This window comes from Variovorax paradoxus (assembly GCF_029919115.1).
In the GTDB taxonomy this organism is placed as follows: domain Bacteria; phylum Pseudomonadota; class Gammaproteobacteria; order Burkholderiales; family Burkholderiaceae_C; genus Variovorax; species Variovorax paradoxus_O.
This window is the reverse complement of record NZ_CP123990.1, coordinates 1487148-1511514: the sequence shown is the minus strand read 5'-3', so window position 1 is coordinate 1511514 and position 24367 is coordinate 1487148. Positions and strand designations below refer to the sequence as shown.

The 24367-nt window shown below is 67.1% G+C and carries 28 protein-coding genes; 11 read left to right on the top strand and 17 right to left on the bottom strand.

Annotated features, from left to right (window positions below; all coding sequences use genetic code 11):
• Window positions 1-13: 13 nt before the first annotated feature.
• From QHG62_RS07500 to QHG62_RS07490, 3 genes are read left to right on the top strand one after another with little or no spacing between them, the layout of a single operon-like run.
• Window positions 14-274: a hypothetical protein gene (locus tag QHG62_RS07500; RefSeq protein ID WP_281150255.1), complete on the top strand. Its 261-nt coding sequence runs from the start codon at window positions 14-16 to the stop codon at window positions 272-274.
• A 15-nt stretch (window positions 275-289) separates the two neighbouring features.
• The gene (locus tag QHG62_RS07495) at window positions 290-523 is read left to right on the top strand and encodes a hypothetical protein (RefSeq protein WP_281150254.1); all 234 of its coding nucleotides are present in this window, start codon (window positions 290-292) and stop codon (window positions 521-523) included.
• Window positions 520-774: a hypothetical protein gene (locus QHG62_RS07490; protein WP_281150253.1), complete on the top strand. Its 255-nt coding sequence runs from the start codon at window positions 520-522 to the stop codon at window positions 772-774. Before QHG62_RS07495 ends, QHG62_RS07490 begins: the two co-directional genes overlap by 4 nt.
• A gap of 33 nt (window positions 775-807) precedes the next feature.
• Here QHG62_RS07490 and QHG62_RS07485 read toward each other — a convergent pair whose 3' ends face one another.
• A complete protein-coding gene (locus tag QHG62_RS07485) occupies window positions 808-1092 on the bottom strand; it encodes a hypothetical protein (protein WP_258505573.1) in 285 nt (94 codons plus the stop codon).
• Window positions 1093-1255: 163 nt separating this feature from the next.
• Here QHG62_RS07485 and QHG62_RS07480 point away from each other — a divergent pair, with 163 nt between their 5' ends.
• Entirely contained in the window at window positions 1256-1849 is a 594-nt protein-coding gene (locus QHG62_RS07480; RefSeq protein ID WP_281150252.1) for a DUF4142 domain-containing protein, read from the top strand.
• A gap of 33 nt (window positions 1850-1882) precedes the next feature.
• Here QHG62_RS07480 and QHG62_RS07475 read toward each other — a convergent pair whose 3' ends face one another.
• From QHG62_RS07475 to QHG62_RS07430, 10 genes are read right to left on the bottom strand one after another with little or no spacing between them, the layout of a single operon-like run.
• Entirely contained in the window at window positions 1883-2443 is a 561-nt protein-coding gene (locus QHG62_RS07475) for a DUF1003 domain-containing protein (protein WP_281150251.1), read from the bottom strand.
• On the bottom strand, window positions 2430-3248 hold the full coding sequence (locus QHG62_RS07470) for a TIGR04290 family methyltransferase (protein WP_281150250.1): 819 nt from the start codon (window positions 3246-3248) through the stop codon (window positions 2430-2432). The genes QHG62_RS07475 and QHG62_RS07470 overlap by 14 nt, the downstream gene beginning before the upstream one ends.
• 18 nt (window positions 3249-3266) lie before the next feature.
• Window positions 3267-4364: a CgeB family protein gene (locus QHG62_RS07465; RefSeq protein WP_281150249.1), complete on the bottom strand. Its 1098-nt coding sequence runs from the start codon at window positions 4362-4364 to the stop codon at window positions 3267-3269.
• A complete protein-coding gene (locus tag QHG62_RS07460; protein WP_281150248.1) occupies window positions 4361-5467 on the bottom strand; it encodes a CgeB family protein in 1107 nt (368 codons plus the stop codon). The genes QHG62_RS07465 and QHG62_RS07460 overlap by 4 nt, the downstream gene beginning before the upstream one ends.
• Window positions 5464-6585 carry a CgeB family protein gene (locus QHG62_RS07455; RefSeq protein WP_281150247.1) on the bottom strand — a complete coding sequence of 374 codons (1122 nt, stop codon included), beginning with the start codon at window positions 6583-6585 and terminating at the stop codon, window positions 5464-5466. The genes QHG62_RS07460 and QHG62_RS07455 overlap by 4 nt, the downstream gene beginning before the upstream one ends.
• Window positions 6573-7742: a glycosyltransferase family 4 protein gene (locus QHG62_RS07450; protein ID WP_281150246.1), complete on the bottom strand. Its 1170-nt coding sequence runs from the start codon at window positions 7740-7742 to the stop codon at window positions 6573-6575. Before QHG62_RS07450 ends, QHG62_RS07455 begins: the two co-directional genes overlap by 13 nt.
• Window positions 7732-8757 carry a Gfo/Idh/MocA family protein gene (locus QHG62_RS07445; RefSeq protein ID WP_281150245.1) on the bottom strand — a complete coding sequence of 342 codons (1026 nt, stop codon included), beginning with the start codon at window positions 8755-8757 and terminating at the stop codon, window positions 7732-7734. The genes QHG62_RS07450 and QHG62_RS07445 overlap by 11 nt, the downstream gene beginning before the upstream one ends.
• Before the next feature lie 35 nt (window positions 8758-8792).
• Entirely contained in the window at window positions 8793-9746 is a 954-nt protein-coding gene (locus tag QHG62_RS07440; protein WP_281150244.1) for an MDR/zinc-dependent alcohol dehydrogenase-like family protein, read from the bottom strand.
• Window positions 9747-9748: 2 nt separating this feature from the next.
• Window positions 9749-10882 (bottom strand): NAD-dependent epimerase/dehydratase family protein, encoded by a 1134-nt coding sequence (locus QHG62_RS07435; protein ID WP_281150243.1) that lies wholly within the window; start codon window positions 10880-10882, stop codon window positions 9749-9751.
• Complete coding sequence (locus tag QHG62_RS07430) at window positions 10879-11997, bottom strand: NAD-dependent epimerase/dehydratase family protein (RefSeq protein WP_281150242.1); 1119 nt, start codon at window positions 11995-11997, stop codon at window positions 10879-10881. The genes QHG62_RS07435 and QHG62_RS07430 overlap by 4 nt, the downstream gene beginning before the upstream one ends.
• Window positions 11998-12461: 464 nt before the next feature.
• Here QHG62_RS07430 and QHG62_RS07425 point away from each other — a divergent pair, with 464 nt between their 5' ends.
• Together QHG62_RS07425 and QHG62_RS07420 are read left to right on the top strand one after the other, a co-directional pair.
• Window positions 12462-13613: an inositol-3-phosphate synthase gene (locus QHG62_RS07425; RefSeq protein ID WP_281150241.1), complete on the top strand. Its 1152-nt coding sequence runs from the start codon at window positions 12462-12464 to the stop codon at window positions 13611-13613.
• Window positions 13610-14569: a glycosyl hydrolase gene (locus QHG62_RS07420; RefSeq protein WP_281150240.1), complete on the top strand. Its 960-nt coding sequence runs from the start codon at window positions 13610-13612 to the stop codon at window positions 14567-14569. The genes QHG62_RS07425 and QHG62_RS07420 overlap by 4 nt, the downstream gene beginning before the upstream one ends.
• On the opposite strand, the gene QHG62_RS07415 is transcribed toward QHG62_RS07420, so the two are convergent.
• Both QHG62_RS07415 and QHG62_RS07410 read right to left on the bottom strand, forming a co-directional pair.
• The gene (locus tag QHG62_RS07415) at window positions 14485-15540 is read right to left on the bottom strand and encodes a UDP-glucuronic acid decarboxylase family protein (RefSeq protein WP_281150239.1); all 1056 of its coding nucleotides are present in this window, start codon (window positions 15538-15540) and stop codon (window positions 14485-14487) included. The two genes, QHG62_RS07420 and QHG62_RS07415, sit on opposite strands and share 85 nt — an antisense overlap.
• A 40-nt stretch (window positions 15541-15580) precedes the next feature.
• Window positions 15581-16966, bottom strand: coding sequence for a UDP-glucose dehydrogenase family protein (locus QHG62_RS07410; protein WP_281150237.1), 1386 nt, complete (start codon window positions 16964-16966; stop codon window positions 15581-15583).
• A gap of 204 nt (window positions 16967-17170) precedes the next feature.
• On the opposite strand from QHG62_RS07410, the gene QHG62_RS07405 reads away from it, so the two are divergent.
• From QHG62_RS07405 to QHG62_RS07390, 4 genes are all read left to right on the top strand, one after another.
• Entirely contained in the window at window positions 17171-17701 is a 531-nt protein-coding gene (locus tag QHG62_RS07405) for a protein-tyrosine phosphatase family protein (RefSeq protein ID WP_281150236.1), read from the top strand.
• Window positions 17701-19482 (top strand): hypothetical protein, encoded by a 1782-nt coding sequence (locus QHG62_RS07400; protein WP_281150235.1) that lies wholly within the window; start codon window positions 17701-17703, stop codon window positions 19480-19482. Before QHG62_RS07405 ends, QHG62_RS07400 begins: the two co-directional genes overlap by 1 nt.
• A gap of 250 nt (window positions 19483-19732) precedes the next feature.
• A complete protein-coding gene (locus QHG62_RS07395; protein ID WP_432445588.1) occupies window positions 19733-20638 on the top strand; it encodes a ZIP family metal transporter in 906 nt (301 codons plus the stop codon).
• A 27-nt stretch (window positions 20639-20665) separates the two neighbouring features.
• Window positions 20666-20929, top strand: a complete 264-nt coding sequence (locus QHG62_RS07390) for a hypothetical protein (protein WP_281150234.1) — start codon at window positions 20666-20668, stop codon at window positions 20927-20929.
• Here the strand turns inward: QHG62_RS07390 and QHG62_RS07385 are convergent, their stop codons facing one another.
• From QHG62_RS07385 to QHG62_RS07375, 3 genes are read right to left on the bottom strand one after another with little or no spacing between them, the layout of a single operon-like run.
• Window positions 20930-21406, bottom strand: coding sequence for a DUF2269 family protein (locus QHG62_RS07385; protein ID WP_281150233.1), 477 nt, complete (start codon window positions 21404-21406; stop codon window positions 20930-20932).
• A 10-nt stretch (window positions 21407-21416) separates the two neighbouring features.
• A complete protein-coding gene (locus QHG62_RS07380) occupies window positions 21417-22748 on the bottom strand; it encodes an SDR family oxidoreductase (protein WP_281150232.1) in 1332 nt (443 codons plus the stop codon).
• Window positions 22749-22792: 44 nt separating this feature from the next.
• Window positions 22793-23314 carry a hypothetical protein gene (locus tag QHG62_RS07375; RefSeq protein ID WP_281150231.1) on the bottom strand — a complete coding sequence of 174 codons (522 nt, stop codon included), beginning with the start codon at window positions 23312-23314 and terminating at the stop codon, window positions 22793-22795.
• A gap of 188 nt (window positions 23315-23502) precedes the next feature.
• Between QHG62_RS07375 and QHG62_RS07370 the strand changes: the two genes are divergently transcribed.
• Window positions 23503-23715 (top strand): hypothetical protein, encoded by a 213-nt coding sequence (locus tag QHG62_RS07370; protein ID WP_281150230.1) that lies wholly within the window; start codon window positions 23503-23505, stop codon window positions 23713-23715.
• A 30-nt stretch (window positions 23716-23745) separates the two neighbouring features.
• On the opposite strand, the gene QHG62_RS07365 is transcribed toward QHG62_RS07370, so the two are convergent.
• A complete protein-coding gene (locus tag QHG62_RS07365; RefSeq protein ID WP_281150229.1) occupies window positions 23746-24186 on the bottom strand; it encodes a helix-turn-helix transcriptional regulator in 441 nt (146 codons plus the stop codon).
• Window positions 24187-24367 lie beyond the last annotated feature (181 nt).

The window sequence follows — 24367 nt, the reverse complement described above, 5'->3', positions numbered from 1 at the left end:
CAAAGGAGAAAACATGTCCATTGAATTTCTGCGTGTGCTCGCAAAGCATCCCGCGCCCGCGACGCTGACCGACACCCACGACATCGACAACCTGCTGGTGCTGCGGGCCGCCGGGCTGGTTGCGGCGCTGACCCTCAAGCCCGATGCCGGAGGCCGCGAGGTGGGCCGCTTTCTCGCCCTGACACCCGACGGACGCAGCGCGCTCGGAGCGCCCGTGGACAGCTTCAAACGCGGCGTGCAGGCCATTCCGCAATTGCAGCAGTTGCAGCAGTAAAGAGAGGGGTACCGCATGTCCTACCGCTATCTCGAAAGACTGGCCCGCAAGCGGCTTCCCATCTTCGTGGCACGGCCGTCCAAGGTGCGCGTGCTGCGCCGGCTCGCGGCCACCGGGCACGTGGATGTGCGCTTCTATCCGCCGGACTCTTGCGACGGGCAGTTCGGCGAAGTCCGCGCGCTCACGCCCGCCGGATGGAGCGCGATCCGCGGCGCCGATTCATCCGCCGCGGCGGAGCACCCGCAATGAACGAAGAGCAGCGCCACGAATTCTTCTACCGCGGCTGGCGCTTCGCGTACTGCGCCCGCCGCATGGCCACGGGTGTGTACCGCCCCGAGGTCGTCTGCCTCGGCGAGGGAACGGCCACCCAGGAAACCATGCTGCCCAACGACACCGACGAGATCGCCTACGCCACCGAAGCAGAGGCGCTGCGCCATGCGCAGCAGCAAGCCATGCGCTGGGTGCACGACCGCACGGGCGACGGCCAGGGCCAGCTCTGAAGCATCCGCCGCAACAAGCGGCGGCAAGCGCCCTCAGCGGCGCCCGGGCGTCAGCGCATTGGCGCTGCGCATCATGCAGGCCGCGCGGCCTTCGGCGGTGATCGCGGTCACGATGGCGCGTTCGATCCGCCGCTCGCCGGTGCGCAACACCACCGTCGGCTCCGTCATTGCCTGCAGCAGCGACGCGCTGCGCAGTGCAAGGATCTTGTGAATGTCATCGGGTTCCGAGCACACCACGGGCATCTGGCGGCGCGACAGGAATTCAAGCAGTTCATAGCACTCGCTCGCATGGCCCATGCGCGATTGCGATCTTTTCATGACAGGACGTCCAGGGCGTTGAAAAGAATGAAGGGAAGAACAGGGACAAACGCGGGCGGCAAGCGGCATGCCCGCATCGCGCCGGGCATGCGCGTTGCCCCGCAAGGAGCGGATCCCGCTCCAACGGGCGGGCCCGAAATCATCACCTTCAAGGAGTACATCGATGACCATCCAAAGCACTGCCTTCCGTTTCGGCATGGCCGCAGTGGCCGCTTGCGCATTTGCTGCGACTCTTCCCGCCGCCGCCCAGAGCGCGAGCTCGCGCGGCGACCAGGCCACGGAAACACGCAGCGCCGCCGGCAAGTCGGACCAGGCAGGCAAGCCGTCGAAGGGCGATCAGCGCTTTATGAGAGACATTGCGCAGGCCAATCTCGCCGAGATCGAAACCGGAAAGCTCGCCCAGGAGAAAGCCTCGAAGGACGAGGTGAAGCAGTTCGGCAAGACCATGGTCGACGACCACACCAAGGCGCTGAGCGAACTGCAGGAAATCGCATCGAAGAAAGGCGTGGAGCTGCCGACCGAGCCCGACGCCAAGCACAAGGCCACCGCAACCGCGCTGAAGGCCCTGAGCGGCGAAACCTTCGACAAGCAGTACATGTCGATGGCGGGCCTTTCCGACCACAAGAAGACGCATGAAATGCTGCAGAAGGTGCAGCGCAATGCGGCCGATGCGGACCTGAAGGCCTATGCAGCCAAGACGCTGCCCGTGGTTCACGGCCACCTGACGACGGCGCAGGGAATCACCGGCAAGAAGTAAGTAGAAAGAGCGGGCGGGTCCGGAAGGGCTGCCCTACCCCTCCGGCTGCCCGGGCTCTTTCGAAGGGCGCTCGATGCGGTCGAGCACCCGCTCCGGCGAAACGTTCTCGCGGAGCTCGTCGAGCTCCGGGTCGTGCGCCGCCGGAATGTCCATGCGCTTTGCGATCTCCGTGACCAGGGTGATGACCTTCGTGATCTCGTGCTCGCCCAAGAGGCTGATCTGAAGATCGAGGTCGGCGCGCTGGTCGGCCAGCGCCGCCATGCGGTTCTGGCTGATCATCACGAAGGTGGAGATGAAGATGGCCTCGACCGACGCCACCATGGCCAGCACCACGAAGGTCGGGTCGAATGCGCGCACCATGGGTACCCACCCCAGGTTGATGACGATCCAGCCCCCGTAGATCAGCAGGTGCAGGTACACGAACTTCATGCTGCCGGCAAAGCGGGTAATGGCGTCGGCAATCCGGTCCTGCAGGCCGGTCGATATCTTCTGCTGCTGGCGCCGCCGCACCAGCGCGGCAATGTTGCGGTCGACCACGCCCGCTACCGGCGCCTCCGATGCTTGGCCTTCCGTGGCCGGTTCAGCCGCCGCCACGGATCGCTCCCGTGGCCGACTCGTATTGCGAACCATAGATGGCGCGGGCACCCTGCGCCTGTGCATCGGGCACGCACAGGTAGATCTCATGCCCCGGCCGGGCCTCGACGCGAAGCCCGCTGGAACGCAGCATGGCCTCCACGCCGGCATGGTTGGGCGCCCACCAGTTGGTCGGGTCGTTGGCGAGCCGGTGCTCGATGAAGGCCATGCGCGGCCATCCGCTTTCGAGCAGCGGCGTGCGGTCGTCGATGTTGCAGTCCGCCGTTTCGGTATAGACGGAGTCGCCCGGCATGGTGAGCGTCTGGAACATCATGATGCGGCGCGTGCGCTCGGCCAGCAGGTCGAGTGCGAGCAGCGGATACCGCAGGTGATAGAAAACGCCCATGAACCAGACCAGGTCGAAGGTTTCGTCGGAACGTGCCAGGTCGTACACCTGCATTTCGCGAAACTCCACCTGCGACTCCAGCCCGAGCTGGCCGGCGGCCCACCGAGCCTGCGCAAGGTAGTGCGCGTCGACATCGATGCCCAGCACCGACGCACCGCGCCGGGCCAGCTCGAAGCTGTAGAAGCCCGCGTTGCACCCGACATCGAGCACGCGCCATCCGCTGAGGTCTTCGGGAACGAAAGGCTTGATCTCCTGCCACTTGAAGTTGGGAAAGTCCCCCCCCAGAAAGTGCTTGGGCAGGGTCTGCACGCCGCCCGGCAGGTGCAGGTTGTGAAACCAGGGGCCGAGGGCCTCGATCTGCTGGCGGATGCGGCCGGGGTCTTGCTCGGCGGTTGCGGCGGTCTGTTTGTGGTTGTGCACGTGCATGCCTCCTTTTCTTCAAGCCGTCTCGCGCACTTGCAGCAGCGTGCGTGCGTAGCCTTCGAGCTCGGCGGCCCGGTGAGCGGCGGTGTGCTCCGAGAGAATGCGCCGGCGAGCACGCTCGCCCACGGCGCGGCGCTCTTCCTCCGGCAGCTCGCGCAGGAGCCGCAGCACCTCGCCGGGTGAATCGGCCAGGAAGATCTCCTCGCCCGGCGCCAGCAGCGATTCGATGCCGTCCCAGCGGTCGCTGATGATCGGCGTGCCGCACGCTGCCGCTTCGAAGATTCGCACGCTGGGCGACCAGCCGGCCTGGATCATGTCGGCGCGGGTCACGTTCAGCGTAAAGCGCTGCCGGTTATAGAAGCCGCGGTGCAGGGCCGGCGGCAGATGCGCTGTGTAGCGCACGTTCGCCGGCCATTCGATGCTGCCGGGGTATTGCGCCCCGGCCACTTCGAAGCGCCCTTGCACCCACTGCCGCGCGGGTGAAAGCAGCAGCGCCTCGAGCGTGGGCTGCCGGTCGTCGCTGTAGGTGCCCATGTAGCCGAGATCGCAATCCTGCGCCACGGGCTCGGGGTAGTACAGCTCGGGATCGACCGAGCAATAGAGCATGCGCGCCGCTGGCGAGCCGAACTCGCGCTCCAGCCGGTCGAGCGTCGGGCCGCCTGTGAACGACAGGTACATGTCGTAGCCCGCAATCTGCCGCGCCTCCAGGTAGGTCGTGCCCCCGCGCGCGAGCGCGGCCAGCGTCACCGGCGTGTCGATGTCGTAGAAGGCAGTTCGGCCCGGCGCCTCGGCCTGCACCCAGTCGCCGACAGCCACGCCGTCGGGCACGAAGGAGCCGACGATCACGAGGTCAGCCTCGCCGACGTGTGCTGCATGGTCGCGCTGCAGGCTGGCAAGGTCCGCGTACAGCACGGTGCGGCCGAAAGGCGGATCGGGCAGGTCGCGGTGCCCGGCATACCAGGGCACGTCGCGTTCGAGAAACAGCACGTCGTGGCCGCGCCGCACCAGTTCGCGCACCAGGCCGCGGTAGGTGGTGGCGTGCCCGTTGCCCCACGACGAAGTGATCGAGAGCCCGAGGATGACGATCTTGAGCGGTGAAGCCTGCATGCTCATGCAACCTCCAGGGCCTGTGCCGCATCACGGCCTTCGAGCAGCGCCTCCAGTTGGGCGGCGCGGTGGGCATAGGTGTGCTCGGCCAGCACGCGCCGGTAGGCGGCCTCGCCGATGCGGCGCGCGCCAGCGGCATCGAGCTCGCGCACATGCGCCGCCACTTCTTGGCCGTCGGCGGCCACCAGCACTTCCTTTCCGGGCTCGAGAAAAAGCTCTATGCCCTCCCACGCATCGGTGATCAGGCAGGCGGCGGAGCCGGCCGCCTCGAACACGCGGGTGGCCGGCGAAAAACCGTAGCGCGCCATGCTGTCTCGGCTCACGTTGAGCACGGCCATGGGCGTGCGGTTGAATGCGTTGTGGTCGGCGGTATACACATGGCCGACATAGCGCACATTGCTCGGCATGGCCTTGTCGCTCCAGCCGCTGCCGCCCAGCAGAAAGCGCTGCTCGGGCAGCAGGCTGGCGGCACGCAGAAAGAACTCTTCCACGCGCGCCTCGCGGTCCGGCAGGCGGTTACCAAGGAAGCCAAGGTCTGCGTCGAAGCGTGCATCGGGCCCGACCGGATGATGCGTGGAGGGATCGAGCGCGTTGTAGATCGGAATGCAATCGCGCGCGCCGGCGCGGCGGTAGGCCTGCACCACGGGCTCGCCGCCGCCGTAGGTCAGCACCATGTCGTAGCGCGGCACCAGCGCATGGAAAGGGTCCGCCGCATTGGCCTGCAGCCGGTCGAGCGTGGCGGGCGCATCGACGTCCCAAAACACGACGCGCGTGCCCGGGCCCTGCAAGTCGAGCACGGCCTCTTCGAGCAGCGCATCGAACACGCCCACGCCGCTGGCCTTGACCACCAGGTCGGCGCCGCGTGCATGCTCGACCATGCGGCGTGCATTGGCATCGCCCTCGCCCGGATAGACGATGACCTCCGCCCAGTCGGGGTCGTCCATGTCGCGGTGCTGCTGACGGCCGAAGGCATCGGGCTCGTAGAAGCGCACGCGATGGCCACGCTCGTGCAGCGCGCGAACCATGCCGCGGTAATAGGTGGCGGCGCCGTTCCAGTAGGCCGACACGAGGCTGGAGGCAAAGAAGGCGATGTTCATCTTTTTCTTCATGCGGGAATGCTCCGGAGGTGGGTGGGTTCGCCTTCGAGTTCGGCGTGAATGGCCAGCAGCTCGTCGACGCGGTGGGCGCAGGTGTGGCGGGCAAGCACGGTTTCCAGGCCCTGCTCGCGCAGCGCGCGCGCCAGGTCGGGGTCGTGCAGCACGTCGCGCAGATGGCGACGCATGGCGGCGCCGTCGTCGGCCACCAGAAAATCGCGGCCGGGCGTGAAGAGGCCCTCGGCATCGTTCCACGGCGCGGAAACCAGCGGAATGCCGCAGGCCAGCGCCTCGAACACCCGAATGGTCGGAATGCCCGGCAATGCCTGAACGTAAGGCCTGCGCGGCACGTGCACCGTGACGCGATGGCGGGCAAAGACGCGCGGCGCCCGGTAGTTGGGGAGCCAGCCGCCGAAGTGGATGCGGGCCGCGCGCAGGCGGTCGAGCGCCCTGTCGGGGTAGCGCACGCCGTGCACGCGCGCCTTCAACCGCAGGTCGTGCACCGGCTGGAGCAGGAACTCGTCGAGCTCGGCCTCGCGTTCGTCGTCGCCCCAGTTGCCTATCCAGACCAGGTCGCCCTCTTCCACTTCATCCGGTATCGGATGGAAGTGGCGGATGTCGGCGGCTTCGTGCCAGGTCCACGCACGGCGCGCCCAGCCCTTCTTGCGGTACAGGTCGCGGATCACGTTGCCGAAGGCCAGCACGCCGTCGTAGTGCGAAAGGTCGTAGCCGGCCATGCTCTTTTCTTCGGTCACCGAGCGGTGGTGCGTGTCGTGAAAGAAAAGCCGGTAGCTGCCGCCGCCCCGCCGGTGAAGGCCGATGCGGCGCACCAGCGCATGGTCGTTCCATTCATGCACCAGCACCACGTCCGCGTCTTGCAGCGCCTCGTCGAGATTGAGCGTGGCGGGGTCATAGGTGGTGCTGTGCAGTTCCGGGTACACCCGCGCGAACTCTTCGAGCGGCGCCTGGCCGTGCTCGGCCTGCAGGTTGGTGCGGCTCCAGGCGCCTTTCGGCTCGTACACCGCAAGCTCGTGGCCGCGCGCGAGCAGCTCGCTGCACACGCCGCGCAAGAAATGCGCGTTGCCATGGTTCCAGTCGGATACGAGCGAATGGCAGAACATCACGAAGCGCATGCGGCCTCCTTTGTTTTTCTTCGGGCGCGGCCGGCGCCGCCCGCGCGGGACGCTGCCGGCGCGAGCAAGCGGCCGTAGGCTGACATGTAGGCGTCCGCCATGCGCGCCGGCGTGAAATGCCGCGCACGTTCCGCCGCCCGATGCGCCATCTGCTGGCGCAGCGGCGCATCGTCGATCAGCTGCATCAAGGCCGCGTGCAGCGCATCGTGGTCGTCCGGCTGCACATACAGCGCGGCGTCGCCCCAGACTTCGCGCAGGCTCGGCACGTCGCCCAGCACCAGCGCGCATTGCGAAAGCGCCGCCTCGAGCGCCGAGAGGCCGAAGGGCTCGTAGCGTGCGGGCAAGGCATAGATCGATGCACGCGCGAACTGCGCGGCCATGTCGTCGGGAGCCAGTTCGCCGAGCCACAGCACGCTGGGCGCCTGGATGCTTTTCTCGCCGGCACCCGGTGCCGATGCCGATCCAGCCACGCACACGGGCCAAGGCAAACGGGTGGCCACGGCCTGCAGTGCCGACACGTTCTTGGCGGCGTCCCACAGCCTGCCGGCCGAGAGAATGACCGGCTCCTTGTCGCCGGGAGCGAACATCGCCGCGCTGCGGCCGTTGGGCAGCACGAGGCCGCCGTGGATGTACCCGTAGTCGAGTGCGAGCGACGAGAGCATGGCTTCCGTCGGTGCGCCGACGAGGTCCGCGCCGTCGAGCCCTTGCCGCACCGTGCGCCGGTAAGTGTCCCAGCTCGCCGGCGCAAGCTGGCGATGCACGGCGCGCCACCATGAGGCCACGCACGAATGAGCCACCACGAGCTTCGGTGCTGCGAACGGCAGCGTGCCGAAGGCGAATTGGTTCAGGTGCACCACGTCCGGAGCCAGTTCGCGTTCGAGGCCGAGGAGCCATTGGCCCGCGCGGCGCACGTCGTCCCACGGGTTCTCCATCCACTCCAGGCACCAGCCGCTCTCGTGCAGTTCCAGGCCCGGGAGCGACGCGGCCTGCGCGCGCTGCGCCGGTGTGGGCAGCGCCCCCAAGGTGGCCAGCGACACGCGCACGCCCCGCTCGCCGAGCGCCGCGGCAAGCTCCAATGCGTGGCTCCAGACGCCGCCGACCGTATCGGCCGTCATCAGCACATGGCGCGGCGCTTGTTGCGGTGTTTCAGCGTTCATAGATTGCATCCAGCACAGCCGCCACTTCGGTCAGCCGCTCGATCTCGGGATCGAAGGCACCGCCGTTCGCGAGCGCGCGCGCCCAGTGCACAGCGGCGCGCCCGCCCCAGTCTTCAGGCGGCGAGGCGAGCGGGATTGCACGCGTGCCGTCGAAGCGCTCGGCGACAAAGTCGTAGAACGAGCCGTTCACGTTGCGGAACGAGGCGCCCCCGCGCGTGCCGTGAAAGTTGGCTTCGATGACGGCGCCCCGGCCCGCCGGCAGGTTCCACGAGCACGCGAGCCGCGCCACGCAACCGCCCGCGAGATCGATCTGCGCCACCGCATGGTCTTCGACAACCGCCGAAGGCAGCGCCAGGCGCCGGCCGCCCGCATGAAGGCGGCTCGACACCGCCTCGACACGCGGAAAGCCCAAGGTCCAGAGCGCCAGGTCGACCATGTGGATGCCCAGGTCGATCACGCAGCCGCCGCCCGAAAGCACCGGGTCGCGGAACCAGGGCTTGTCGGGGCCATAGGCGTTGTGGAACACCAGGTCGACCGCGTACACATCGCCGATCTCCCCACCGGACACCAGCTCGCGGATGCGCTGCATGCCGGCCGTGCGCCGGTACGACAGGTCGACGCCCAGCAGCCGGTCGGCGAGCCTGGCCGCGTCGATCACGCCTCTGGTTTCCTCCGCGGTACGTGCCAGCGGCTTCTGGCAGAACACTGCCACGCCGCGCGCAAGCGCCGCCTCGGCCTGCCGGGCATGGAGCGCGCTTGGCGTGGCGATCACGAGCCCGTCGAGATCGCGTTCGAGCAGCGCATCGAGCGAGCGCAAGCTGGCCGCGCCGGGCGCCAGCGCGCAGGCGGCTTCGCATGCATCAGCCGCCGCATCCGCCACTGCAGCGATCTCCGCCAAGCCGTCTTTCGCAATGGCTTCCATGCGGTTCCTGCCGATCCAGCCAACGCCCAGAAAGCCGAGCCGGGGCCGTCGAAGCGGCGCTGCCTGCGTGCCCGCGGACGGCGAAGTCGCCATCCCCGGCTCCTGCGCATTCACCATGTGCGCGGCCCTCACGTGGTCACCACCGCTTTCAGAAAACCGTCGGGCCGCGTGCGCGTGAGCTCCAGCGCCTCGCCCAGCCTGTCGAGCGGCAGGCGGTGGGTAAAGAGCGGCTCGGCATCGAGCACGCCCGCGGCCATCATGTCGACGGCTTCGCGGATGCCCTGCACATACATGCGCGGATCGCGCTCATGCGCATTGATCACATCGATGCCGCGCCAGTTCCACATCTGCATGTTGACCTGGCGCGTTCCGTCCTGGTGGTAGCCCGCTATCACGAGGCGGCCGCGCTCGCCCGTGATTTCGCCGGCCAGGTCGAGCGGCCATTGCAGCCCGACGGCCTCGATGGTGCGCTCGCACATCTTCTCGCCGGTGAGGCGCTTCACCTCGTCGAGGATGCGCCAGTGGTCGTCCATCACGATGGTGTGTGCGGCACCCGCCTGGCGCGCGACCTCCAGCGCAAACGGCCGGCGCGATATGGCAATGACCCGTGCGCCGGCCTGGGCGGCAAGCCGCGTGAGAACGGCGCCGAGAAAGCCGATGCCGACGATTGCAACGGTCTGGCCGGCCTGGATGTCGCTGCGGCGGAAGATGTTGACCGCACAGCCCAGCGGTTCGCCAGGCATCGCCACATCGGCGAGCGAGGCCGGCAGCGGCACCACCGAACCCGCATCGGCCAGGTCGTACTCGGCATGCGCGCGGTAGGTGAGCGCGGCCACGCGGTCGCCTACCGCCAGGCCTTGCACGCCCTCGCCCACCGCTGCCACGCGGCCCCAGCCTTCGTGCCCCGGTGCACCGGCCGGCTGCGGGTATTCGAACCACGAGCGGCCTTCCCACAGCGGGAGGCTGGATGCGCACACGCCCGATCCCTCGAGCTTGAGCAGCACCTGGCCAGCGGCGGGCTCGGGCGTTTCCACCTGCCGAAGCACGGCTTGCCCCGGCGAAGCAATGACACTTGCGAGCATGCTCACCTCCCGGCCGCTGCAAGCACCACAGGGCGCCGCTGGCCCGCCTTGCGGGCAACGGAGGGCCGGGACCGCATCTCGCGCAGCCACTGGTGCAGCCGCTCGATACCTTGCCGCGCATCGACGGCGGGCCGCCAACCCGTGGCCGCCTCGAAGCGGCGCGTGTCCGAGACGTAGTAGCGCTGGTCGCCGGTGCGCCAGTCTTCATGCGCGGTTTCGGGCCGCTTGCCTTCGAGCACTTCGATCTGGTCCAGCAGATCGAGCAGGCTGATCACGTTGCGCGGCCCGCCGCCGATGTTGAAGGCGCCGCCCGCCAGCTTGCCGATGTTGCGTTGCGCCAGCACGAAGGCTTCGACCAGGTCGTCGACGAACAGGATGTCGCGCACCTGCTTGCCGTCGCCGAAGAGCGTGATGGGTTCGCCGTCGAGCGCGCGCAACAGGAAGTGCGCCACCCAGCCCTGGTCTTCGGTGCCGAACTGGCGCTGGCCGTAGATGCAGCTCATGCGGAAGACCACGGTCTTCATGCCGTAGCTGCGCGCGTAGTCGTGCACATACTGGTCGGCCGTTCCCTTGGAGCAACCGTAGGGGCTGTGAAAGTCGAGCGGCCGCGCTTCGGAAATGCCGTGGCTCGCGATGTCGGCCGTCACCGGTCCATAGCGCTGGCCCTCCAGCTTGAGCTCCACATCCTCCAGCCCGCCATAGACCTTGTTGGTCGAGGTCATCAGCACCGACGGCGGCACCGGCTGCGCGCGGGCTGCCTCGAGCACGTTGAGCGTGCCCAATGCGTTGACCGCAAAGTCTTCGCGCGGATCGACCAGGCTCGTGGTTACAGCGACCTGCGCAGCAAAGTGAAACACATGGTCGGCCCGTGCGACTGCGCGCTCCACCGCGGTGGCATCGCGAATGTCGGCCACCGCCACGTCGAGCCCGGTCGGGTGGTTCTGCCGCAGCCAGTCGAGGTTGCGTTCCACGCCGGGGCGCGAGAGGTTGTCGAACACCAGCACGCGGTGGCCTTCGGACAGCAGCCGGTGCGCGAGGTTGGCCCCCACGAAGCCCGCGCCACCCGTGATGAGCGTAGCCCGATCCTTGCCGTTGAGCGCACGCCGGGGAGTGAGTACTGCGTCCCGGCTGTTCATATGGCCAACCCGCGCGCGGAAAGCTCTGCACTCGCTTGCGCCACGCGGTCGACCGCCGCTTGCCCCTCCAGCCAGGCCGCGAGCTCGGCCAGGCCGTCTTCAAGGCTCACGCGGGGCGAATAGCCCAGCACGCGGCGAGCCTTGGATATGTCCGCATAGCAGTGCCGTATGTCGCCAACACGGTACTTGCCGGTGATTTCGGGCAGCAGGTTTTCCTTGCCGACGGCCTCGGCCACGCGCTGTGCGATGTCTCGCACGCTGTAGGCCTCGCCGCTGCCGATGTTGAACACCTCGCCCGCCGCGGCCGGCATTTCGAGCGCGAGCCGCGAGGCGCGCGCAATGTCGTACACGCTCACGAAGTCGCGCTGCTGGTGCCCGTCCTCGAAGATCTTCGGAGGGCTGTCGTTGAGCAGGCGCGACGCAAAGATCGCGAGCACGCCGGTGTAGGGATTCGAAAGCGCCTGGCGCGGGCCATAGGCGTTGAAGAAGCGCAGCGCCGCGGTTGGAATGTTGTAGGCCCGGCCGATCATGAGGCACATGCGCTCCTGGTCGAACTTGGAGAGCGCATACACCGACGCGAGCGCGGGGGCCTTGTCTTCGGGCGTGGGCGCGGGCACCAGGGCCAGGCCGTCCTCGTCGCGCCATTCCCAGTCGCCGCGCCGCAGTTGCTCCAGCGTGCGCTCCTGCACCGTGCGAAGCTCGCCGCCCGCGGTGCGGTAGAGGCCTTCTCCATACAGGCTCATGCTCGATGCGACGATCAACTTCTTCACCGGCTTCTCGATCAGCGCCTCCAGAAGCACCGCGGTGCCGAGGTTGTTCACCCGCGTGTAGTGCGCCACCTCGTACATGCTCTGGCCCACGCCCACGGCCGACGCGAAGTGGTAGACCGCGTCGACGCCCTTGAGCGCATTGCGCACCGCGGCCGGGTCGCACACGTCGCCGACGACGAGTTCGATGTCCGCCTCCAGGTAGTCGGGCCTGCGGCCGCTTTCGCCATGCACCTGCGGCGCAAGGTTGTCCAGAACGCGAACGCGATAACCGTGGGAGAGAAGCTCGTCTGCGAGATGCGAGCCGATGAAACCGGCGCCGCCGGTGATGAGAATTTGCTGCGACATGAAACCCCTTTTTGTTTGAACGCCGGCGGGTTGTCGAGGGAGAAGTCTTCTTTTCCAACGCCTCGGCGAAGCCCTAAATTCGACGGAAAAATGCCGCGTTGATGTGCGAAGGTACTTACCTGTGTGTAGGCGCGTTGCCCTGTTACGCCACTGCTGAGTTGGCTCTGTGCATCGAAGCCGTTTCGCGTGCGCAGGGCGGACGTGATTGAACACAAGCCGAAGCTTTGTTCCTTCGCAATCTACGCTCGTTAACGAGCGTAGATTGCGAAGGAACAAAGCTTCGGCTTGTGTTCAATCACGTCCGCCCTGCGCACGCGCGGCGGCTCTCGCAAAGGTTTCCAACATGAGCAAGATTCGTGTCGCAATCGTCGGATTGAACACAAGCCGAAGCTTTGTTCCTTCGCAATCTACGCTCGTTTGAAGCCCCCTGCGCACGCGCGGCGGCTCTCGCAAAGGTTTCCAACATGAGCAAGATTCGTGTCGCAATCGTCGGTGTGGGCAACTGCGCCTCGTCATTGGTGCAGGGTGTCCACTTCTATGGCAACGCCCAGGGCACCGACTTCATTCCCGGCCTGATGCACCTCGACCTCGCGGGCTACCGCCCGTCCGACATCGAGTTCAGCGCGGCCTTCGACGTGCATGCGCGAAAGGTCGGGCGCGACCTGGGCGAAGCCATCTACGAAGCGCCCAACAACACCATCCGCTTTGCGGACGTGCCCAAGCTGGGCGTGCCGGTGCACCGCGGCCCCACGCATGACGGCATCGGCACCTATCTGAAGGAGGTGGTGCCGCTTGCGCCCGGCAAGGCGCAGAACGTGGCGAAGATCCTGAAAGAGACGCGGACCGACGTGGTGGTTTCCTACCTTCCCGTGGGTTCCGAGAAAGCCACGCAATGGTATGCCGAGCAGGTGCTGGAGGCCGGCTGCGCCTTTGTCAATTGCGTGCCGGTGTTCATTGCGTCGCGGCCCGAATGGGAAAGGCGCTTTGCCGAGCGCGGCCTGCCGATCATCGGCGACGACATCAAGTCGCAGGTGGGCGCGACCATCGTGCACCGCATCTTGACGGACCTGTTCAGAAAGCGCGGCGTTCGGCTGGACCGCACCTACCAGCTCAACTTTGGCGGCAACACCGACTTTCTGAACATGCTCGAACGCGAGCGGCTGCTGTCCAAGAAGATCTCGAAGACGCAGGCCGTGACCAGCCAGCTCGGCCACCCCATGAAGGCGACCGACGTGCACGTGGGCCCGAGCGACCACGTGCCGTGGCTGGACGACCGCAAGTGGTGCTACATCCGCATGGAGGGCACGACGTTCGGCAACGTGCCGCTGCAGTGCGAGGTGAAGCTCGAGGTGTGGGACTCGCCCAATTCCGCCGGCGTGGTAATCGACGCAGTGCGCTGCGCCAAGCTCGCGCTCGACCGCGGCGTTGGCGGCGCTGTGCTCGCACCTTCGAGCTATTTCATGAAGTCTCCGCCCCAGCAGTTCACCGACGACGAGGCGCGCGAACTGGTGGAGGCATTCATCCGCGGCGACGCCGAAGCCGCCGCCCCGCCCGAACGCAACCCCCGCGCGCATGAACGTGCGGCGCGCCATGCCAACAGGAGCAAGCTCGCATGATCGAAGCCGTCAAGTTCTGGAACGAGCCCAACAACAAGTCGCATTGGGACCTTGAGCTCGACCCCGACTGGTCGGCCTATGCGCACATGGTCAAGCTGGCATCGAGTGCCGTGCGCGCGGAGAACGGCACGCTCACGCAGGTGCTCGGCGGCATTTCGCCTATCGATGCGCACTTCATGGCGGGGCTGCGCGACAGGGGCGTGCTCGACGGGCTCGACGCGGTGGCGGTGCACGGCTTTCCGCTGGACTGGAACAACTGGCAGATCCACGAATGGCCGCAACGCATCGCAGAGATAGAGGCCGTGACGCACCTGCCGGTGTGGGTGACCGAAGTGGGCGTGTCGACCTTCGGCGCTGAAGAAGTGCAGGAGTTCGGGTTGCGCCGCACGGCGGAGTTGCTGATCGGCCGGGTGCCGCGCATCTTCTGGTATTCGCTCTACGACCTGCCCCAGGCCTGGCCCGCGACCACGCGGCACCGCGAGGCCGAGGGCTCCAGCTACTACCGCCACTTTCACATGGGCCTGCTGCGCGAAGACGGCACGCCCAAGCTCGCGTGCGAGCAGTTTGCGAGCTATACGCCTTCCATGGGCATTTGCCAGTGGTTCCACTTCGAAGACCACCGCCTCGACGAAGCGGTGCGCTGGCTCGAGCGGCTGGGCGTGCGCCACCTGCGCACCGGGCTGAGCTGGGCCGACAGTTTTCGGCCGAACGCCGAGCAGTGGTTCGACCGCCAGATGCGCGCGCTGGAAGACTTCGACGTGACGCTGACCTTCTGCTTCACGCCCGAACACCGCGGCATTGCGCCGCACCACACCAGCCCGCCGCAGCAACCCGAGGAGTTTGCCGAGTTCTGCGCGAGCATGGTCCGGCGCTATGCGTCGAACCGGGCGTGCACCGTGTTGCCCTTTGCGGCCGCCGGCACCACGGTGCCGTCGCGCATGCCCGCCGCGAGCTGAGCCGGCGACAGCTCTCCGGCCGAGAGCAGGCCATCGAAGTATTCGATGGTCTTGCGCAGGCCCTCTTCGAGCTGCACGCTCGGCTGCCAGCCGAAGATCTGCTTGGCAAGCCGGATGTCGGGCCGCCGCTGCATCGGGTCGTCCGAAGGCAGCGGCGCGAATGCGAGCTTCGATGACGAGCCGGTCAGCTCGATGACCAGCGTTGCGAGCTCGCGCACGGTGAACTCGACCGGATTGCCGATGTTCACCGGGCCGGGCCCGCCGGGCGACGCGTCCATGAAGCGGTTGAGGCCTTCCACCAGGTCGTCCACAAAGCAGAAGCTGCGCGTCTGCAGACCCTCTCCGTAGATGGTGATCGGGTCTCCCCGCAGCGCCTGCACGATGAAGTTGGACACCACGCGCCCGTCGCGCGGGTGCATGCGCGGCCCGTAGGTGTTGAAGATGCGCGCCACGCGAGTGTCCACCTGGTGCTGGCGGTGGTAGTCGAAGAACAGCGTCTCGGCGCAGCGCTTGCCTTCGTCGTAGCAGCTGCGCACGCCGATCGGGTTGACCTTTCCCCAGTAGCTTTCGGGTTGCGGATGCACGTCCGGGTCGCCGTACACCTCGCTCGTCGAAGCCTGCAGGATGCGCGCGCGCACCCGCTTGGCGAGGCCCAGCATGTTGATGGCGCCATGCACGCTGGTCTTGGTGGTCTGCACAGGATCATGCTGGTAGTGCACCGGCGAGGCGGGGCACGCCAGGTTGTAGATCTGGTCCACCTCCACATACAGCGGAAAGGTGATGTCGTGGCGCATCAGCTCGAAGTGCGGGTTGCCGAGCAGGTGCTCCACGTTGCGCCGCGTTCCGGTAAAGAAGTTGTCGGCGCACAGCACGTCGTGCCCCTGCGCCAGCAGCCGCTCGCACAAATGGCTGCCCAGGAAGCCCGCGCCTCCGGTCACGAGAATGCGGCGTTGGGTGTTGTAGACACGCATGATCGAAGCTCCTGTTGTCCGTTTGTCTGTTTGTCTTTGTTCAGCGGCCGATGGCCAGGTAGTCGAAGCCTTGCAGGCGGATATCGGGGTCGTACAGGTTGCGCCCGTCAAAGATCAGCGGCTGCCTGAGCGCTGCCTTCAATGCGCTGAAGCTCGGACTCTTGAAGGCTTTCCAGTCCGTGAGAATGACCAGTGCATCGGCATCTTCGGCCGCCTGCATCGGGTTTTCGACGTAGCGCAGGCGGGCAATCAGCTCGGGCATTCCGTCCAGGTCGCCCGCAAGGACTTTGCGTGCCTCCGCAATGGCGACCGGGTCGTGCGCAACAACCTCGGCGCCGCGAACCAGCAGCGCCTTGATCACCAGGCGGCTCGGCGCTTCGCGCATGTCGTCGGTGTCGGGCTTGAAGGCAAGGCCCCACACGCCGAACCGGCGGCCGCGCAAGTCTTCGCCAAAGCGGCGGACGATCTTTTCTATGAGCACCTGCTTTTGCGCGTCGTTCACCGCGCGCACGGCCTCCAGCACCTGCAGCCGCTGGCCGTGCGTGGCGGCGGTGTGCACCAGGGCCTGCACGTCCTTTGGAAAGCAGCTGCCGCCGTAGCCCAACCCCGCGTAGAGAAAGCTGTAGCCGATGCGCGGATCGGAGCCTATGCCGCGGCGCACCTGCTCGATGTCGACGCCCACTTTTTCTGCAAGATTTGCAAGCTCGTTCATGAAGCTGATGCGCGTGGCGAGCATGGCGTTGGCCGCGTACTTGGTGAACTCGGCCGCCTTCACGTCCATGTGGATCATGCGGTCGCGCTGGCGGTTGAAGGGGGCATACAGGCGGGTCATCACTTCCCTCGCCTGCCGGCCCGCTTCTCCGGGCTCGGTGCCGACCACGATGCGGTCGGGCCGCATGAAGTCGTCGACGGCCGCGCCCTCCTTGAGGAATTCGGGGTTGGACACGATGGCGACCGGGAGCCCCTGCAAGCCGCTGCCCGCCGCATGGTCGCCGTTGCTGCGGCGCTCCGAAAGCTCTTCCTCGATGGCTGCGCGCAGCTTGCCTGCGGTACCCACCGGCACGGTGGACTTTTCGACCACCACCTTGAAGCCCTGCATATGGCGCCCGATGCTGCGGCCGGCCGCGAACACGTATTGCAGGTCGGCACTGCCGTCTTCGCCCGGCGGCGTACCGGCCGCGATGAAGATCAGGTCGCCGTGGTGCACGGCGCGCGCAACGTCGTTCGTGAAGTGCAGGCGGCCGGTGCGCACATTGCGTTCGATGAGCTGCGGCAGCCCTTCCTCGTGAATCGGAACACCGCCCGACTGCAGGATTTCGACCTTGCGTTGATCGACGTCGAAGCAGACGACTTCATTGCCGATTTCCGCCAGGCAGCTGCCCGTGACGAGACCTACATAGCCGGTACCGAGGACTGAAATTTTCATGGAGAGAACGGATGAGTGCCGATGTTCGTGGTGGTGTAAGCGTGTTGAAAAAACCTAGCAGAAATTTTTCGAGGAAGGAACAGGACAGCACCGTGGGGCATGGTTGACTGCATTGATGAGCAGACATAACGTGGTGTGCCGGAACAAAGGCGGCACGCCCCGGGCATGCCGGTTGCCATGAACTTTTTTCGACGACTGCGCACGATGACGACCTGGACACCCAACTTCAGCTGGATCACGCAGGAGCTTGCCGTGGGCGGCAGCTTTCCGTCGGAGCGCGCCGAAGAACTCGCCTCTGCGCACCGCATCCGCGCGGTGGTCGACCTGCGCAATGAAGCGAAGGACGACGAGGCTGTGCTCCGCCGCCACGGCATGACGCTGCTTCACTTGCCGACCGAAGACATGTGCGGCGTCGATGCCGAGAATCTCGACGAAGGCGTGGCCTTTGCCAGCGCCGCGCTCGACCGCGGCGAACGCGTGCTCATTCACTGCGAACACGGGATCGGCCGCTCGGCCACGCTCGCGCTGTGCGTAATGGTGTTTCGCGGCGAGCGCCCGCTCGATGCGCTGGAGCTCATGAAAAACCGCAGGGCTCTGGTGTCGCCCTCCCCCGCGCAGTTCGCATGCTGGAGCGAATGGCTGGCGCGCCATCGCGAGCTGCGGCGCGCGCCGTGGGAGGTACCCGATTTCGATTCGTTCCAGGCCATTGCATACCGCCACATGCGCAGCCGCTGATGCTCGTCTACGGAGACGCCACACGGCAGGAGCCGGCCGCACAAAAGCTGGCCAGGCTGCGCAGCCAGCTTTCGCACGCGCGGGCTTCTCCGGCGGGCATCGGCAGGCATGGGCTGCTGGTGGATGCGCTCATCGAGGCGGGAGAGCTCGTGCAGGGCGTTGCGGATGCGCGCTTTCTTGCGGCGGGAAGGCGCGACGTGCAATCGCCCGAAACCCATGCCGCCATGGCGCTCACCATGGCGGTGGCCGGGCTGTGCGCCCATTCCTGGGAAACAGGTTTTTCCGCCATGCAGCCCGCGGATGAAGAAGGCCGCGCGGAAGAGATGCTTGCCGCGTTCGAAGCAGTGCTTCCATCCATCGAACTGCGGGTGAAGCAGCCCGAGGGATACGCGTTCTATGCGCTGTATCCGGAAGGCCACTTCGTCGCTGCGAAGCGGCTTCGGACGCGGCTCGAGCCGTGGCGCGTGATAGGCCTGCGCAGCATCGGCACCAGCCTGGCCGCCATGGCGGCAGTGGCGCTCGAAGCCCCTTCGCCGGTGACGCTGCGGCCGGTGGGGCATCCGTTCGATCGGCGCGTTTCGCTGGCCGATGCACCGCTTGCAAGCCCGGCGGCGCATCACGCCATCGTCGACGAAGGGCCGGGGCTCTCGGGTTCGTCGATGGCGGGCGTGATACGGCGCCTGCGCGACGAAGGCGTGCCCGCGGACCACATCCATCTCTTTCCGGGGCATGCGAATGGTCCGGGCGCGCAAGCCAGCGACGGGACGCGTGCACTGTGGAGGCAGGCTGCTGCAGTGCACGTGATGGGGTTCGACGAACTCATCCTGAACGCCGCGAAACCCGCGCATCGGCTGCAGGGCTGGGTCGAAGCGCTGGTCGGCCCGCTCCATTCGCCGCTTGCCGACGTCACCGGGGGCGGATGGCGGCGTGGGCACGACCACGCCTCCAACGAGATGCCCCCGGCCCATCCATGGCAGGAGCGACGCAAGTTTCTCGCGCGCGGCAACTCAGGCACGTGGCTCGTGAAGTTCGGCGGCCTCGGCCACGCGGCGCGGCAACGCTTCGCTTGCGCCGTGAAGTTGGCGGAAGCTGGTTTCTCCCCCTCCGTGGCCGGCCTTTGCCACGGCTTCATGGTGGAACGATGGCATGGCGAGATGGCGCCGCTCTCGCCCATTCGCTTGCAATCCGCGGAACTTCGGGGCCGGCTGATCGAACGCCTCGCCGGCTACATCGCCTTTCGGGCGCGCAGCTTTCCCGCTTCGCAGGAAAGCGGCGCATCGCTGCAGGCACTGTATGAAATGGGACACCACAACAGCGGCGAAGCCCTGGGCAGCGAACTTGCGGGCGCATGGATGCGCTACCAGGGCCAAGCGGAGCGGCTGCAAGGCCGAGTGCGCCGCGTAAAAACGGACGACCGCATGCACGCATGGGAATGGCTGGCGGTCGAAGACCGCCTGTTGAAGACCGACGCCGTAGATCACCATGCCGGCCACGACCTGGTCGGCTGCCAGGACCCGGCTTGGGATGTTGCCGGCGCACAGGTCGAGTTTGGGCTTGACGCAGATGAGCTGGCAGCGCTGCTGGACGGTCTCTCAAGGCGCGATTGCCCGATCGATGTTCAGCTGCTGAGGTTCTACACACCGGCATACCTCGCGTTCCAGCTCGGCCACTACTCGATGGCAGCGCAAGACGCTCATGATCCCATCGAGCAGACCCGCCTCGACGCGCAGTGCAAGCGCTACACCCAGGCGCTCCGGCGCGGTCTTGAAGAAATCGCCTGAAGCCGTTCGCGCTCGCGCTCGTGCAGCCCATGCGAACAGAAGTCTTCAGCGCAGTGCGCTCAAAGGCCGCCCATGTAGTCTGCGCTGCCACCCACACGAGAAACGTTCCTACGCCCGGCGCTCTTGGGCACCCTGAATCTGCGGCTGGGTGAACCCACCGGCTCGGCAACCATATTTTTCCCGTGGGTGCGAGTTTGGCGGCGGCCATGGTGGCCGCCGCCTTTTTTGCGAGCGTATCGCCTGTTTGAAGATGACGACCCTTGATCTGCTGTTTGCGCGAGGCCCCAGGATGCGACCGGTGCGGCGAGTGCTTGGCTTTTGCATCGTTGCACTGGGCCTGGGGCTTTTGGCCTTCGAGGCGGCCGAGGCGATCATGCGCGGCGACCCGCGCGTGCGTGGTGCCTTGCTCGGCGGCAGCCTGGCCGCGCTGGCCACGGCACTGGGCACGCTGCCCATCGCGCTTTCGCAGCAGTTCTCCCAGCGCAGCTGCGACACCATGCTGGGCTTCGGCGCCGGCGTGATGCTTGCCGCCACGTCGTTCTCGCTGGTGATTCCGAGCCTGGATGCCGCGCGGGCACAAGGCGCCGGCGCATGGGCTGCCGGAGGAATCGTCGGCGCAGGCGTGCTGCTGGGCGCAGCGCTGCTGCTGGCCATCGACCGCCTGGTTCCGCACGAGCATTTCGTCAAAGGCCTCGAGGGGCCCAGGGCAAGAAAGCTGAAGCGCGTATGGCTCTTTGTGCTGGCCATTGCCTTGCACAACCTGCCCGAGGGGCTCGCCATCGGCGTGGCCTTTGCGGGCTCCGACGCAGTGGCGGCCACCGCGCTGGCAACGGGCATCTCCATCCAGGACGTGCCCGAAGGCATGGTGGTGGCGCTGGCGCTGCGCGGGGTCGGCTACAGCCGGTTCCTTTCCGTGGGCCTGGGTGTGGCTTCGGGGCTGGTGGAGCCGCTGATGGCGGTGCTGGGCGCCACGGTGGTGACGCTCACGGCCAGCCTGCTGCCCTGGGGCCTTGCGCTGGCCGCGGGCGCCATGCTGTTCGTCATCAGCCACGAGATCATTCCGGAATCGCACCGGCAGGGGCACGAAGCCTACGCGACGGGCGGCCTGATGGTCGGATTCGTGCTGATGATGGTGCTGGATACGGCGCTGGGTTGAAGAAGGGACACAGAAAGGACACGCCACATGACCGCACTGGACCTTTTGAACCTGGACGTGCTCCTTGCGCGCAGCGTGCTGCTCCGGGCCGACTACCTGCAGGCGCAAAACCGCATTACCGAGGCGCTTGCGAGGCAAAGCGGCGATACGGGCCAGGGCGGCCCGGCCGACAAGGACTTCGAGAAACTGGCCCTGGCGATGAGCCGATCGCTCTCGGCCGATGCGCGCTACCTGTGCACCCTTTCGTTCATGGTGCGCGGAATCATCGAACGCGCAAAAGCCACGGTCTGATCAGGCGCCGCCGAGCGCGGGCTTGGCGATCATCAGCCAGAAGAGCGCAAGAAAGAGAAAGAACGCCGGCACGCCCAGCGCCACCCACCACTTGAACAAAAGCCAGTAGCGCGGCGGCAGCGGCGTGTTGCGCTCTGCCGCTTCTGCCGCCAGGTCGCGCAGCCGCATCTGCAGCCAGACGACGGGCAGCCAGCATGCAATGGCCAGCACGTAGCAGACCAGCGAGGCCTCGATCCACGGCGTGGAAAAGGGCATGCCCATGCGATGCACCAGCCACAAGCCGGTGGCCGGCTGCAGCACGGCCGTGGTGGCCGTGAAGAGCCAGTCGGCACGCACCACCATGCGCGAGACGACCGCCACCGCCCGCACATCGCACGACAAGGTGGTGGCCAGCAGGTAGAAGGCCGAGCCGATGCCGGTGCCGAACAGCAGGGTCGACGAGATCACGTGCACGTATTTCAGGACGAGGTATTCCATGGTGCGGCTTTCAAGGTGGCTCGGGTGGGGCATGCGTGCCACGGCGCGTGGACGGCTCCATGGCCCAGAGCAAGGCGATGGCTGCGCACATCGGCAGGTTCTTGGAGAGCGGGCCGAAGGGATGCAGCCAGAACTCCGGCATGGCCCATGTGATGGCGGCCGTGTAGAAGGCGATCAACGCAAGCTGCAGCGGCCAAAGCACCCGGCTGCGCCAGGCGGCGGGCAGCGCGATCGTGCCGATGCCGAGGGCCAGGTCGAACAGCGCGGCGCCGTCGAGCAGCAGTTCGGCCCATAGGCCGCTGGCGCCCACGCGGGCCAGCAGCGCAAGACTCTGGCCGCGCGGATAAAGCCCGATGGAGACGACGAAAGTCCAGATCCACACCAGCGCAACGGACCACCGCAGCAGCGGCAGCATCCATTGCAGCCAGGCCGCGCGGCGCAGCGCCTGCACGCCATGGGCCGGAACGAAAGCGCGGTGCGAGCGCGGCGCGCGCCCGAGCCAGGCCTGCAGGTCGGCCGCGGGTGCGGCATTGCCTTGCAGCAGCATGCCCGCGGTCTCGGGGTCGAGAAAGCTGCCTTTCCACCGCCCGGCCAGCGTTGCGCCAAGCCTGAAAAGGCGCTCGGGCAGCGGCAGCACCCAGGCCTGGTGCGCATAGCCGAGTTGGCGCCGCAGGTCGGCCAGGTAGGTGCGCAGGCTCACCGGCTCGGGCCCCACGAAGGCGATGGTGCGGCTGCCCACGGGCCGTGCCTCGGCCAGCGCCAGCACGCCCGCGACCACGTCGTGCAAGTGCACGGGCTGCAGCCATTGGTGGCCGCCGCCCGGCAGCAGCAGCATGGGCATGACGGCCAAGGTGGCAAAGAGGCCCGCGCTCGCGCCTTCGTCGCCCCACACCAGCGAAGGCTGCACGATGGCCGAAGCCACGCGGCACTGCCGCAGGTGGCGATCGGCCGCGCCTTTGCTGCGGTGATAGCCGCCAGGTGCGGCGGGCGTAGCGCCGAGTGCCGAAACCTGGATCACCAGCGCGGCCCCTGCCTGGACACAGGCATCGAAGAGCTGCGCGGGGCCCAGGTGGTGAATGGCCTCGAAATCGCCCGCCCGCCGCTCGCGCAATATGCCGGCCGCGTTGACGACGATGTCGCCGGGGCGCAGGTGCTCCATCCAGAAGGAAGCCGGCGGAACCTCCGCCAGGTCGGCAGAGATCCAGTGCGTGTGGGTCTGCGGCCAGCCGGCCTCCGCACGCGCCTTGCCGGCGTCGCGCGCGGTACACAGCAAGTCCGCCCCGCGGTGTGCGAAGGCTTCGGCGAACGCGCGCCCGAGAAATCCGGATGCGCCGACGATCACGACCCTCACTCTTTGCCCTTCCCCGTGCCGCGGCCAGCGGGGCCTCACTGCCGGTGCTCGCGGTTGGCCACCGCGCAGCCCAGCGCCAGGCCGACCGCAAAGCTCGCGTACACCGCCGCCATGGCGCTTTTGGACAGGTGATGCTCGAAGCCGGGCGTCAGCCGCCGGGGTGTCGCCAGGTAGTCGACCGCGCACGCGGTGGCCGCGGCCACGCCGGCGCCTCCGAGCGCAGCAGGCACCGATCGGGCAGGCCGCCGGTTGGCATGAAGCCACGCATAGAGAACCGCCCAGAAGGTTGCCGAGCCGTGGTGAATGGCATAGCCGAGCACCGTGTGGCGCAATGAGGGCGACTTGCGGAACAGGGCCTCGCGGTCCCATACCCAGTGGCTGATGGCATTGGTTGTTGCGGTGGAGCTGCCGGCCTCGTAGCGTCCGCATACCCCCAGCGCAATGGTCGAAGCCACGCTGGCGAACGCGCCCGCAATCAGGCCGGTCCTGATGGCCGACTTCGCACGGCTCCCGCTCTGCGCATCCATTTCCGGAGACATCGTTTCGCTGGTTTGCATGCCCGGATCTTTAGCGCTTCGGGCTGCGGCGCGAGTGCGGCCGGGAGCACAAATACGTAGGCCGGCGCCGCATTGGTGCAAGCGATGTGTGCTGCGGGAGTTTCGCGACAGGGCTGCGCGCCGCTGTCCGACACCTGGCGCGCATGAGCCGCCGCAGCCTTGGCGCCTTGCACTGAAAGGTGAACCAGATGAAGGCTCAACAAGCAAGAAACGACGAGCGTGACAACAAGCGGGTTTTTCGGTGGGGCGTGGGTGCGGCGATTTTCGTGTTCGTGCTAGCGCTGGCCTACAACCTGCTCACGCAGACGCGCGAAGAAGGCCCGGTGAAGCCCGACACGCCGACACAGAGTGCACCGCAGACGACGTCTCCTGCGGCACCGCCGGCTTCGCCGACGAAATAGGCGCGTTTCAGCCGCGCGCCGCGGCTCGCGTCAGGACGAGGTGTTCCAGTTCAGCAGGCCCTGCTGCGTGGCCTCGCACACTGCCTGCGTGCGCGTCTTGACCGCCAGCTTGTAGAAGATGCTCTTGAGCTGGGCCCCGACGGTGTGGGCGGAGCGCTTGCTCTCCTCGGCGATCTGCCGGTTGGTCTTGCCCTGGGCGAGGAGCCGCAACACGTTCAGCTCGCGCGGCGTCAGCAGCCCCTTGGGCGCCATGTGCTCGGCACGCACCAGGCTGCCTGCGCGTTGCGCAGCGACGGCGGAGAGTTTTGCATCGGGGTTCGCGGCAACACCGTCCAGGATGCGGCGTGCAATCTGCGAGGCGCCCAGCGAGTCGCCGAGTTCGACCGAGCGCATCAGCAAGGCAAGGTCCGTTTCGTTCGCCTCGGCGAAAAGGTGCCGAACAACACCTGCGGCGGCAGTGGCGGCGCTCATAGGCCCGCCGCCGGCAGCACCGCGGCCGCACGACTCATGTGGATGGGACTCGGAAACATGGATCTGAAGACCTTCACGTTGCAACTCCGCGCGCGTTGATGGAACTCGATGCTATGGAGAATGACCGCCCTGCGCAGCCATTTTTCAAGCGCGGATGTGTTTGCGTTCACATGTAGAAGAG